The 11,784-nt window shown below is 73.6% G+C and carries 8 protein-coding genes; 1 reads left to right on the top strand and 7 read right to left on the bottom strand.

The genetic code is table 11. From position 1 onward, the window contains the following. Positions 1–53: 53 nt before the first annotated feature. The 6 genes from obgE to AB0G63_RS07650 all read right to left on the bottom strand — a co-directional run bounded on the left by obgE (position 54) and on the right by AB0G63_RS07650 (position 8,903). A complete protein-coding gene (gene obgE / locus AB0G63_RS07675; protein ID WP_360745864.1) occupies positions 54–1,490 on the bottom strand; it encodes a GTPase ObgE in 1,437 nt (478 codons plus the stop codon). 164 nt (positions 1,491–1,654) lie between these two features. After that, positions 1,655–1,909 (bottom strand): 50S ribosomal protein L27, encoded by a 255-nt coding sequence (rpmA, locus tag AB0G63_RS07670; RefSeq protein ID WP_324785643.1) that lies wholly within the window; start codon positions 1,907–1,909, stop codon positions 1,655–1,657. Between the two features lie 14 nt (positions 1,910–1,923). Next, positions 1,924–2,244, bottom strand: a complete 321-nt coding sequence (rplU, locus tag AB0G63_RS07665) for a 50S ribosomal protein L21 (RefSeq protein WP_004931419.1) — start codon at positions 2,242–2,244, stop codon at positions 1,924–1,926. A 237-nt stretch (positions 2,245–2,481) separates the two neighbouring features. Further along, on the bottom strand, positions 2,482–6,684 hold the full coding sequence (locus AB0G63_RS07660; RefSeq protein WP_360745859.1) for an Rne/Rng family ribonuclease: 4,203 nt from the start codon (positions 6,682–6,684) through the stop codon (positions 2,482–2,484). A 272-nt stretch (positions 6,685–6,956) separates the two neighbouring features. Continuing rightward, positions 6,957–7,721 carry a TIGR03936 family radical SAM-associated protein gene (locus AB0G63_RS07655; RefSeq protein ID WP_360745856.1) on the bottom strand — a complete coding sequence of 255 codons (765 nt, stop codon included), beginning with the start codon at positions 7,719–7,721 and terminating at the stop codon, positions 6,957–6,959. 48 nt (positions 7,722–7,769) lie between these two features. Then, on the bottom strand, positions 7,770–8,903 hold the full coding sequence (locus AB0G63_RS07650; RefSeq protein WP_360745853.1) for a hypothetical protein: 1,134 nt from the start codon (positions 8,901–8,903) through the stop codon (positions 7,770–7,772). A gap of 143 nt (positions 8,904–9,046) precedes the next feature. Between AB0G63_RS07650 and AB0G63_RS07645 the strand changes: the two genes are divergently transcribed. Further along, positions 9,047–9,415 (top strand): hypothetical protein, encoded by a 369-nt coding sequence (locus AB0G63_RS07645; RefSeq protein WP_360745850.1) that lies wholly within the window; start codon positions 9,047–9,049, stop codon positions 9,413–9,415. Between the two features lie 50 nt (positions 9,416–9,465). On the opposite strand, the gene AB0G63_RS07640 is transcribed toward AB0G63_RS07645, so the two are convergent. Continuing rightward, entirely contained in the window at positions 9,466–11,505 is a 2,040-nt protein-coding gene (locus AB0G63_RS07640; RefSeq protein ID WP_360745848.1) for a restriction endonuclease, read from the bottom strand. Positions 11,506–11,784 lie beyond the last annotated feature (279 nt).

The following is an 11,784-nucleotide window of genomic DNA, read 5'->3' as shown; positions in this document are numbered from 1 at the left end:
GATTCGTCCGGCGTTCACCCGCGGGCCGCGGGTGAACGCCGGCGCGCGCTCGATCAGAACGGCTCGAAGCCCTCGAACTCGCCGAACGCCTCGTCCCGTTCCGCCTGCCGGTCCCGGCGCCGCTGTGCCGCGGGCCGCGGCGCCTCGAAGCGGTGGTCCTCGCCCCGGCGGCCCAGCATCTCCGCCCCGGCCGTCACGGACGGCTCCCAGTCGAAGACGACGGCGTTGTCCTCGGGCCCGATGGCGACGCCGTCCCCGGCGCGGGCGCCGGCCTTCATCAACTCGTCCTCCACGCCAAGCCGGTTGAGCCGGTCGGCGAGGTAGCCCACGGCCTCGTCGTTGTTGAAGTCGGTCTGCCGCACCCAGCGTTCGGGCTTCTCGCCGCGCACCCGGAACAGGCCGTCGTCCTCACGCGTCACCGTGAAGCCGGCGTCGTCCACGGCCTTCGGCCGGATGACGATCCGCGTCGCCTCCTCCTTCGGCAGCGCGGCCCGCGCCTTGGCCACCGACTCGGCCAGCGCGAAGGACAGTTCCTTCAGCCCGAGGTGGGCGACGGCGGACACCTCGAAGACCCGGTAGCCGCGGGCCTCCAGGTCCGGCCGCACCATCTCGGCGAGGTCCTTGCCGTCCGGCACGTCGATCTTGTTGAGGACGACGACCCGCGGCCGGTGGCCGAGGCCGCCGTACTCGCGCAGCTCCGCCTCGATGACGTCCAGGTCGGAGACGGGGTCGCGGTCGGACTCCAGCGTCGCCGTGTCCAGCACGTGCACGAGCACGCTGCACCGCTCCACGTGCCGCAGGAACTCCAGCCCCAGTCCCTTGCCCTGGCTGGCGCCCGGGATCAGTCCGGGCACGTCCGCGATGGTGTAGACGGTCGAACCCGCCGTCACCACGCCGAGGTTGGGCACCAGGGTGGTGAAGGGATAGTCCGCGATCTTCGGCTTGGCCGCGCTCAGCACCGAGATCAGCGAGGACTTGCCCGCGCTCGGGTAGCCGACGAGCGCCACGTCGGCGACCGTCTTCAGCTCCAGCACGATGTCCCGCAGGTCCCCCGGCTCGCCGAGCAGGGCGAAGCCGGGCGCCTTGCGCCGCGCCGACGCCAGCGCGGCGTTGCCGAGCCCGCCGCGGCCGCCCTGCGCGGCGACGTAGGACGTGCCGTGCCCGACGAGGTCGGCGAGGACGTTGCCCGCCTTGTCGAGGACGACGGTGCCGTCCGGCACCGGCAGGACGAGGTCCTGGCCGTCCTTGCCGGACCGGTTGCCGCCCTCGCCTGGCTTGCCGTTGGTGGCCTTGCGGTGGGGCGAGTGGTGGTAGTCGAGCAGGGTGGTCACGGACTGGTCGACGGTGAGGATCACGTCGCCGCCCCGGCCGCCGTTGCCGCCGTCCGGGCCGCCGAGCGGCTTGAACTTCTCACGGTGGACGGAGGCACAGCCGTGGCCTCCGTTACCCGCGGCGACGTGCAGCTCGACGCGGTCCACGAAGGTGGTCATGGTGGGGTGCCTCCAGCACTTTCCGTACGCACGTCGCTGACGCACGTTCCTGCTTGTCTACTGCCTAACACGCGAAAGGCGGACCCGCCTTCCCGACCGGGAAGTGAGGTCCGCCTCGCGAAACGTTCGGTCGAAGCCGTGAAGTCAGACGGAAGTCGGACGACTCAGGCGACCGGGACGATGTTCACGACCTTGCGGCCACGGTAGGTGCCGAACTCGACCGCACCCGCCTGCAGCGCGAACAGCGTGTCGTCGCCGCCGCGGCCGACGCCGGAGCCCGGGTGGAAGTGGGTGCCGCGCTGACGGACCAGGATCTCGCCCGCGTTGACGACCTGACCGCCGAACCGCTTCACGCCGAGGCGCTGAGCGTTGGAGTCACGACCGTTACGGGTGGACGATGCGCCCTTCTTGTGTGCCATCTCTCCTCAGTCCCTTACTTCGCAGCCGCGGGGATCTCAGTGACCTTGATCGCCGTGTACTGCTGGCGGTGGCCCTGACGACGGCGGTAGCCGGTCTTGTTCTTGTAGCGCAGAATGTCGATCTTCTGGCCCTTGTGGTGGTCCACGACCTCGGCCTGGACCTTGATGCCGGCCAGCACCCACGGGTCGCTGGTCACAGCGTCGCCGTCGACAACGAGCAGGGTCGAGAGCTCGACCGTGTCGCCAACCTTGGCGGTGGAAATCTTGTCAACCTCAACGATGTCGCCGACAGCAACCTTGTGCTGGCGACCACCGCTGCGCACGATGGCGTACACGCGGATCTCACTCTCTCGCTCGGGAACGGCACCCCCGCAGTCCAGCCGCCCGGCACACGGGCGGCCTCTCCGCAGCACCCGGTGCTCCGGAGGATGAGGTTTACGGGGATGTGGCGCGCCCATGTCCACGGGACACGCCGACGGTCAAGGTTACGGGGCCCCGGCCGAAGGGGTCAAACCGGGCCGGGCCCCGCCGGTGTGCGGCCGGTCACTCGGGCCGGCCGCACACCGCGCGGGTCACTCCTCGTCGGCGGCGGCCGGGACCGCGGTCTTCTTCGCCGTCGACTTCGCGGCGGCCGTCTTGGCGGTCGTCGCCGCCTTCTTCGCCGTCGTCTTCTTGGCGGCCGTCTTCTTCGCCGCCGTCTTCTTCGCCGCGGTCTTCTTGACGGCGGCCTTCTTCGCCGTGGCCTTCTTGGCCGCCTTGCGGGCGGTCTTCTTGGCCGGAGCCGCCTCGGCCTCCGCCGCGGGCTCCTCCTCGCCGGCCGGGCCCTCCGTGGCCGTCGGGACGACCACGACGGCCGCCTCCACGGGCGCGGTGGGCGCGGTCTCCTTGCGCACGGCGCGGCGGCGCGGGCGGACCGGGGCGGCGCTCTCGGCGGGCGCCTCGGGCTGCGGTGCCGGGGCTTCCTCGGCCGCCTGCGGCTCGGGGGCCGGCGCGGTCTCGGCGACGGTCACCACGGCGGCCTCGGCCCCCGCGGGCGACCCGGCGGGCGCGGACACCCTGCGGGTGGCACGACGGCGCGTACGGCCCTTGGGCGCGGCCTCCTCGGCCTCCGCCGGAGCTTCGACGACCGCTGCCGGGGCCTCGACGGCCTCCGCCGGGGTCTCGACGACCGCGTCCTCGACGGCGGCCGGCTCGGCCAGCGCCTGGGCGGCCGCCTCCGGCTGCACCGGACGCCCGGCCTCCTCGGCGGCGGTGACGTCCTGCGCCGTGGGGGCGGCTGCCTCAGCAGCCGGGACCACCTCCGCCTTCGGCTCCTTCGGCTCCTCGGCCCTGGCCGCCTCGCGCCGGGGCGCACCCGCCGGGGCGGACGCCCGCCGGCTCGACCGGCGCCGGGCGCGGCCGCCGCGGGCGACCGCGGCCTCCGCTTCGGCGACGCTGCTGTACAGCTCCTCGTCCGGCGTGAACTCGGGCGCGGGCAGCGCGACCGGCTCGGCGGCCTCGGCGGCCACCTCGGCCGCGCTCTCCGCCTCCGGCTCGACGGCTTCGACCGCTTCGACGGTCTCCACGGCCACGGCGGCGGCCTCGTGCTCGTGCACGGCCCCGTCGGCGCCGCGTCCGCGCTTCTTGCGCTTGCCGCCTCCCCCGACGGAGGTCGGCTGCTCGATGTGCACGATGACGCCGCGGCCGTTGCAGTGCACGCAGGTCTCGGAGAAGGACTCCAGCAGGCCCTGGCCGACGCGCTTGCGCGTCATCTGCACCAGCCCCAGCGAGGTCACCTCCGCAACCTGGTGCTTGGTGCGGTCCCGGCCCAGGCACTCCAGCAGGCGACGCAGCACCAGGTCCCGGTTGGACTCCAGCACCATGTCGATGAAGTCGATGACGATGATGCCGCCGAGGTCGCGCAGCCTGAGCTGGCGCACGATCTCCTCGGCCGCCTCCAGGTTGTTCCTGGTGACCGTCTCCTCGAGGTTGCCGCCCTGGCCGGTGAACTTGCCGGTGTTGACGTCGACGACGACCATCGCCTCGGTCCGGTCGATGACCAGCGAACCGCCGCTGGGCAGCCAGACCTTGCGGTCGAGCGCCTTGGCGAGCTGTTCGTCGATCCGGTAGGTGGCGAAGACGTCGACCTCCGACGTCCACCTCTGCAGCCGCTCGGCGAGGTCCGGGGCGACGTGCGAGACGTACCCGTGGATGGTCTGCCACGCGTCGTCGCCGCTGACGATGACCTTGGAGAAGTCCTCGTTGAAGATGTCGCGGACGACGCGGACGGTCATGTCCGGCTCGCCGTACAGCAGCGTGGGGGCGTTGCCGTTCTTCGCCTTCTTCTGGATGTCCTCCCACTGCGCCTGCAGCCGCTCGACGTCGCGGCGCAGCTCGTCCTCGCTCGCGCCCTCGGCGGCGGTGCGCACGATGACGCCCGCGTCCTCGGGGACGATCTTCTTGAGGATGGTCTTCAGCCGGGCGCGCTCGGTGTCGGGCAGCTTGCGGCTGATGCCGGTCATCGAGCCCTCGGGCACGTACACGAGGTAGCGGCCCGGGAGGGAGACCTGGCTGGTGAGGCGGGCGCCCTTGTGCCCGATCGGGTCCTTGGTGACCTGCACGAGCACGGACTGCCCGGACTTCAGGGCGGACTCGATGCGCCGCGGCCCGTTGGCCATGCCCAGCGCCTCGAAGTTGACCTCACCGGCGTACAGGACGGCGTTGCGGCCCTTGCCGATGTCGACGAAGGCGGCCTCCATCGACGGCAGCACGTTCTGGACCTTGCCCAGGTAGACGTTGCCGACGTACGAGGTCGACTGCTCCTTGTTGACGTAGTGCTCGACGAGCACGCCGTCCTCCAGGACGCCGATCTGGGTGCGGTCGCCGTGCTGGCGGACGACCATCACGCGCTCGACGGCCTCCCGGCGGGCCAGGAACTCGGCCTCGGTGATGATCGGCACGCGGCGGCGCCCCTGCTCGCGGCCTTCCCGGCGGCGCTGCTTCTTGGCCTCCAGGCGGGTCGAGCCCTTGATGGACTGCACCTCGTCGGACGGCTCGGCGGGCTTGCGGGGCTCGCGGACCTTGACGACGGTGCGCTCGGGGTCGTTTTCACCGGGCTCGGTGTCGACGGACGTGTCACCGGCGCGGCGACGCCGGCGACGGCGACGGCGGCTGCCGGCGGTGGACCCGCCCTCCTCGGAGCGGCCCGCCTCGGCGTCCTCTTCCTCCTGCTCGGCGGTGTCCTCGGCGTCCTGGGCGGCCTGCTCGGCGGCGAGGTCGTCGGACTCGTCCGCGTCCTCGTCCCCGCCGGCCTCGGCCAACTCGCCACGACGGCGGCGACGGCCGCCCCGGCGACGGCGGCGGCGCGAACCGCCCTCCTCGCCGTCCTCGCCCTCGACGACGTCCTCGGCCGACTCCTCGGCCTCCTCCGCCTCGTCCTCGGCGACGGTCTCCGCGGCCCTGGCCCCGGTCTCCTCGTCGGCCGCGGAACCCCGGCGGCGACGGCGGCGGCGCGTCCCGGCGGACTGCTCCTCCGACGGCTCCTCGGCCTCCACGGACGTCACTACGTCCACTACGTCCACGACGTCCACGACGTCCACGACGTCCACGGCCTCCGCCGCCTCGGCGGCGGCTTCGGCGGCGGCGCGCTCCGGCGTCTGGAACTTCGGCTCCGTGAACACGGGCGCCTGGAAGACGGCGACGGCGGGCCGCGCGGGGCGCCGCTTCTCCTCGGGCTCGGCGGTCACCGGGGCGGGCGCGGAGAACCCGACGGCGGCCTTGCGTACCGCCCGGCGACGGCGCCGGGGAGCGGTGTCCTCGGCGGCCTCAGGGGCCTCGGCGGCGGGAGCTTCGGCAGCAGGGGGCTCGATGACGGCCTCGGCGGCGGGCGCCTGCGCCTCCTCGGGGGCCGGGGCGGCGGGCGCGGCCGCCTGACGGGTGGCGCGGCGACGCGTACGACGCGGAGCGGCCTCCTCGGCCGGCGCCTCCTCCTGGACCTCGGCGGCAGGCGTCCCGGTGACGGCCTCCGCCTCGGCCCCGGCGCTCTCGGCGGACTCCGGCGCACCGGCGGGCGCCGACACCCGCCGCGTGGCACGCCGACGCGTACGACCGGCAGCCGGCGCGGCCTCCTCGACAGCAGGCGCCTCGACAGCAGGCGTCTCGGCGACGGCCTCGGCGGCAGGGGTCTCGGCAACGGCTTCGGCGGCGGGCGTCTCGACGACCACCTCGGCCCCGGCGCTCTCGACGGACTCCGGCGCACCGGCGGGCGCGGACACCCGCCGCGTGGCACGCCGACGCGTACGACCGGCAGCCGGCGCGGCCTCCTCAGCAGCGGGCGCCTCGACGGCGGGCGTCTCGGCGACGGCTTCGGCCGCGGTCCCGGCGCTCTCGGCGCTGTCGGCGCTCTCGGCGACGGAAGCCGACGGCAGCACGGTCTCCGCGCTCTCCGCGGCGGGAGACCCGGCGGGCGCGGAGGCCCGGCGGGTCGCACGGCGACGCGACCGAGCGGCGGGCGGCGCCGGCTCGGCGGCTTCGGCCGTCTCCTCAGCCGCTGCGGTCTGCTCGGCCACGGCAGCCTCGTCGGCCGTCTCGGCCTCTTCAGCCGTCTCGGCCTCTTCGGCCGGGTCGCCGTCATAGGCCGTCACGGTCGGCGCGGTGATCTCGGCCACGGTCTCGGCGGCACCGGCGGGCGGTCCCGCCGGCCGGGAAGCGGCACGGCGCCGACGACGCGGCGGCAGGGTGTCGCTGGGAGTGTTCAGTTCTTCGGAACCCTGGGTGGGTTCGGTCGGTTCGAGCATGCGGGCGTTTCTCCCGTCAGGCTCCCGGGCGCCGCGCCTGGTCCGGCGTCGATGACTCGACCGCCGTTGACGTCCGCGGCTCGCGCTGTGCGCGGTGCCGCCGTCCGGGGCGCGGGCGCCACACGGGAGCTCTCTGTGTCCTGTCTCGCCGGTTCCGTCCGCCGATTTGCGGACGGCCTGGCGAAAGTCTTGTGGTCGATGCGCTGCCCGACCCAGGTGGCTCCCGAGTCCGAGGGCGGCGCTTACGACGTCCGTCCTTCGCGGGACCTTCCTTACGCCGGCGCCTTCGCGGCGGCGGCTGAACCGGCCGAGATGAAGGCCGTCGCCGCCTCGCGGTCGGGCGCGAGCGGGTCGGTCACCGTGCCGGTCTCTTCATCGAGCAGCCCCTGCGCCAGCCTGGTCACCGCTACGGGGACCGGCGGCGCCAGGTCGGCCACGGCGCGGAGACCGGACAGGACGTCGTCGGGTCGTACGGCAGGCGTCACGTGCCGAACCACCAGCCGCAGTATCGCACAGGGCTGGTCGGTCGGCCTATCAGCCGGTTCAGCTTGTGTTTCAAGTTGCACGACTGCCGGGCGTGCGTCGAACGTCCGTACGCCGTTCTTCGTCATGCGCTGGACCTCGACGGCCTCGGCGGCCTTGAAGGCGGCGACCGCCCGCTCCGCCTCGGCCGGGTCGACGCCGTCCAGCCGCAGCTCCCACTCGGAAGCGGTCAGCCGGTCGGCCAGCCCGGAGGTTCTCGCCTCCACCGCCTCGACGACGTCGAGCCCGGCGGGCAGCGACTCGTCGAGGAGCGCCCTGAGCAGCTCCGGATCACGCGCCTCGGTGAGGGCGATCTCCAGGTACTCCGCCTCGCTGCCCGTGCCGGTGGGTGCGGCATTGGCGTACGACACCTTCGGATGCGGCGTGAACCCCGCCGAGTACGCCATGGGCACCTCGGCGCGGCGCAGCGCACGCTCGAAGGCGCGCTGGAAGTCACGGTGGCTGGTGAACCGGAGGCGGCCGCGCTTGGTGTAGCGCAGTCGGATGCGCTGCACCGCGGGTGCGGGCGGCGGGCCTTCGGGCTGTCGCTTGCCCAGTGTCGTTCAGTCCTTCGTGAGAGCGGTCGTACTGCTACCAAGAGTACGCGTCTCGCGACCCGAAGGTTCCCGTCGGTCCCCGGACACGGTCCTCTCCGGTTCCTTCTCCGGTTCCCTCTGCGGCGCCCCGAGGAGCATCCGCCGGAAGTCGGCCCGTGCCTGCCGCACGGACGCGCGGGCGGAGGCCAGCGCCTCCCGCACGGCCCGCCCCACCGCGCGCGCGGCCTCGGCGGCGGGCCTCAGCACCACGTCTCGCAGGACGTGCCCGACGGGGGTGAGCACCGTCCGGTACACCCACCGCACCGGCTCCACGAAGATCCACCGCAGGAGGGTCCCGAGGAACCGCCCGACGGCGAGCGAGATCCGCCCGGCGACCCGCCAGGCGTGCCCGAGCGCGTCGCGGACCTCCCGCCCGACGACGGCGAGGAGCCGCCCGGCGGGCGCGAGCACCCAGCGCCACAGCGCGAGCGCGGGAAGGACGACCAGGACCCGGGCGAGCCAGTACAGCCCGACGCCGACACCGGTCACCACCAGGCCCGCGAACCGCACGAGCCCCCTCGCGCACCAGGCGACGGCCCGCCCGGCCGGCGCGAGCACCCACGCGTACACCCACCGGGCCGGTACGACGAGCAGGTACCGCACGAGCCATGCCACGGCGGCGAACAGCCCGGCGGCGACCAGGGCGAGAACGGCCCCGCCCTTCCGGAGCACCCACAGCACGGCATGCCCGAGGGGCGTCAGCACGCGCGCGTACACCCACACCAGACCGGCACCGATCCCCCGCAAAACCCAGACCACACCGTGCCCCAAGGGCGTCAGCACGCGCGCGTACACCCAGGCGAGGGGGACGACGACGAGCACCTTGCCCAGCCACGCCAGCCCCTTGCCGGCCGGCACCAGGACGTACCGCCACAGCCCCACGAACGGCCAGACGAAGACAGCCCGGCCGAGCCACGCCAACGCCCGCCCGAGCGGCCGCAGCACGGTGTCCCGCAGCACCCGGCCCGCCACGACGAGCGCGTCCCACACCATCCGCACCGGCACGACCAGCACGAGCACGACGATCCGTACGGGAACGCGGATCGCGACGGCGAGGCACCCCTCGGGCTCCCGGCGCTGCGGCGGCTTCTCCAGATCCATACCTGCGTAGACGCGGCGAACCGCCCCGCGGATGCAGCCCGGCCCGCCCGGCCCGCCCGGCCCGCCATTCCAGGTCGACCGGCCCCGCGCGAGGGCCCGTCAGCACCTGCCCCACGCCCCGGCCGGCAGGGCACGCTCACACCATGACCGGCAACCACGCATCCCCTGGCATCGGATCACGGCGCCCCGAGGGCTTCATGATCCTCACCCCGTCACAGTTAGACGTCACGGCCGGAGAGGACTTCACGGCGACCGCGACCGTGTGGCCGGCCGGACCCCGGCACACCGTGGCCGCGTCCGCCCCCGACGACTCCGGCCTGCGCGTCCAGGTGATCGGCCACAAGGTGACCGTCACCGGCCGCATCCCGGCCCCCGGCGAAAGCCTCACCGTCCAGGTGACCGTCCGGGACGGCACGGACGTCGCCCACGACACACTGACCGTCAACTCGGCCCGCACCCCGCACCCCGGAGCGGTCCTGGCGGGACCGCGACGCCTGCGGCACCGGGCCTGATGCCAGGCCTTGGTACGGCGCCGACGGCATCGGCTTCGGCGACCCCGGCGTCACTCCACGTCGATGCCGAAGTCCCGGACGAGTTCCTCCAGACCTCCGGTGTAGCCCTTCCCGCCGAGCACGAAGTCCCAGTCACCGCCTGCCCTGCGCCGGAAGGAACCGAGGACCAGGGCGGTCTCGCGGGCGCGTCCGTCGGACACCTCGAGCCGCCCCAGTTCGGTCATCGCCGGGTCCAGCAGCCGGATGCGGGCGTCGGTGAAGCCGGAAAGGTCGGCGTGCGGGTTCACCTCCGGATCGACGGCCGCCACCAGCACGAACCGGTCGGCGGCCGCGGGCAGCGCGTCGAACGAGACCCGCATCGCCGCCTTGTCCGGCGCCACCGCCCGCACCGCGCGTACCGAGCCGTCCGGGGTCTGCGGGTTGTTGAAGAAGACGAAGTGGTCCTCGCCGACCACCCGGTTGCCGTGACAGACCAGCGCGCACACGTCCAGCGCGACGTCCCCGGACCAGGTCAGCCCCAGCACGTTGTGGTCGTCGGGGGCGGCCGCGGGACCGGGCGGCGCCGGTCGTGCCGGTGCCGGCCGGCCGCCCTCCCCCAGGCGTCCCCGCAGGCCGTGCCGGTGCAGCAGGTCGACGAGTTCCCGGCCCGAGACGAGCTCCAGGGGCTTGCCCCGGACGAAGGTGTGCGAGCCCGGTCCGAACCCGGACGTGGTCACCAGGACGCCCTTGTTCGCGCCGACGTCCTGGACCGTGCCGTACAGGTCGCGCACCGCCGTGGGAGGCACCGTGTTGCGGTAGCGCTTGACCTGCACGACGATCTTGCCGCCGCGGATGGGCGCCGGGTCCACCGCGTCGACGTCCACGCCGCCGTCGTTCGAGCGCTGCGTCGTCACCGCCTGCATCCCCATGGCCCGGAAGAGATCGGCCACGAGGGACTCGAAGGCGAGCGGATCCATTTCGTACAGGTCCGGTTCCCCGTCATCACCGTGGGCGGCCGCATGCCGTCCGACGTCCTGGGGCTGCCGCCCCGGCCGCACGGCGGAAGTGAGCTGGTCGGGCCGGGTCGCGAGCTGTCCCCGCAGGGCCTCGCTCAGGCAGCTCACCGCATCCACCTGCGCCAGGTGCAGCTCGGTGAACACCGCCCGCGGGGCCATGACGGTCGCCAGGAAGATGTGCGCCTGCCTGCCCGTCGCCGGATCGCGGGCGTCCACGTAGCCGTTCAACGCGACGGAGTCGAGGACGCGGTGCTCGTCCGCGGCGAACAGCTGATGCAGGACCAGCAGCATGCTCTGCGCCAGCACCTCCCGGTACAGCGCACGTCGTTGGCTCACAGGACGTGCCGTCTCCTTGTACTGGTCGGTGGCGGACACATATCTCACCGACTTCGCCTCCGGGACGACGTCGTACCCCGGAAGCTCCCAGTCCAGGACCAGTTGCCGTGCCTGCGGGTCGTAGGCCGCGGCGACCTGCCGCGGGAACTCCGCGGGCCAGGCCGTCGACGAGTAGAGCGCGGCGGTGAAGTACTCGACCACGGCGTCGGGTTCGCCCCGCCTGACCCCCTCGACCGCCTCGCGGATCCCGGCGTTGTGCCGACGCACCTCGGCCCGCAGGGCCTCCGCCCGCTGCTCGTGCTCCCGCTGCAACGCCGCCAACTGCCTTTGCCGGTCCGCCTCGGCGGCCTGCGCGGCATGCCAGTCCTGCTCGAAACGTGCCCGCGCCTCGGCCTGCGCCTGCGCCCGCCGGTTCGCGGTCCAGCCGCTCTGCGCCTGGTACTGCGCCGGATCGGGCATGCGCACCGGCCAGGCCAGCCGCCCCGGATCGAACGGCAGGACCTCCTCCGCGCGCATCAAGGACGACGCCCTGAAGGCCGGCGCCCCGCAGCCCGCACTCAACACCGCCTGCAACGCGGCCGTCCGGGCCTCCAACTCCTCCGTACGCCGTCCGGCCTCCGCCTGCCGCTGTTCCCGGTGGTTCTGGGCGGCCAGCCGCTGACGGGCCCGTGCCTGCCTCGCCTCGGCTTCCGCCTGGCGCTGCTGCTGTCGCTGGATCTCGGCCCAGGCACCGACGAAACCAGCAGAGCGACGACTCATCCGCTACAGGCCCTCCCCAGGACGTCGGCACCGCCGACCGAGCTCCGGCCGCCCCCCGGCGACCAGCAGTAACCATGCGACTGTATCCAGCAATCGCCGCCCCGGAGCCGATGCCCCCGATCTCGTCGTCGCACTCCGTTCGCCGGCCGGCCCGATCGGCTGGGTGGGATGTCTGGCGCAAGATCCGGAAAGTCACTAACATGCACACAATCCGGCCACAGTCGGCCGGGCAGGCAGACTTCCCCGGCAGAGCGGACGCACCCTCCGGTGCGAGAGCCC

The sequence above is a fragment of the Streptomyces sp. NPDC020996 genome (genome assembly GCF_040641355.1).
In the GTDB taxonomy this organism is placed as follows: domain Bacteria; phylum Actinomycetota; class Actinomycetes; order Streptomycetales; family Streptomycetaceae; genus Streptomyces.
This window is presented reverse-complemented; position numbering and strand designations above follow the sequence as displayed.

Bases quoted from the DNA above. Each gene is read 5' to 3' on its own strand.
- obgE (WP_360745864.1), bottom strand. From the start codon at position 1,490: ATGACCACCTTCGTGGACCGCGTCGAGCTGCACGTCGCCGCGGGTAAC.
- rpmA (WP_324785643.1), bottom strand. From the start codon at position 1,909: ATGGCACACAAGAAGGGCGCATCGTCCACCCGTAACGGTCGTGACTCC.
- AB0G63_RS07660 (WP_360745859.1), bottom strand. From the start codon at position 6,684: ATGCTCGAACCGACCGAACCCACCCAGGGTTCCGAAGAACTGAACACT.
- AB0G63_RS07650 (WP_360745853.1), bottom strand. From the start codon at position 8,903: ATGGATCTGGAGAAGCCGCCGCAGCGCCGGGAGCCCGAGGGGTGCCTC.
- AB0G63_RS07645 (WP_360745850.1), top strand. From the start codon at position 9,047: ATGACCGGCAACCACGCATCCCCTGGCATCGGATCACGGCGCCCCGAG.
- AB0G63_RS07640 (WP_360745848.1), bottom strand. From the start codon at position 11,505: ATGAGTCGTCGCTCTGCTGGTTTCGTCGGTGCCTGGGCCGAGATCCAG.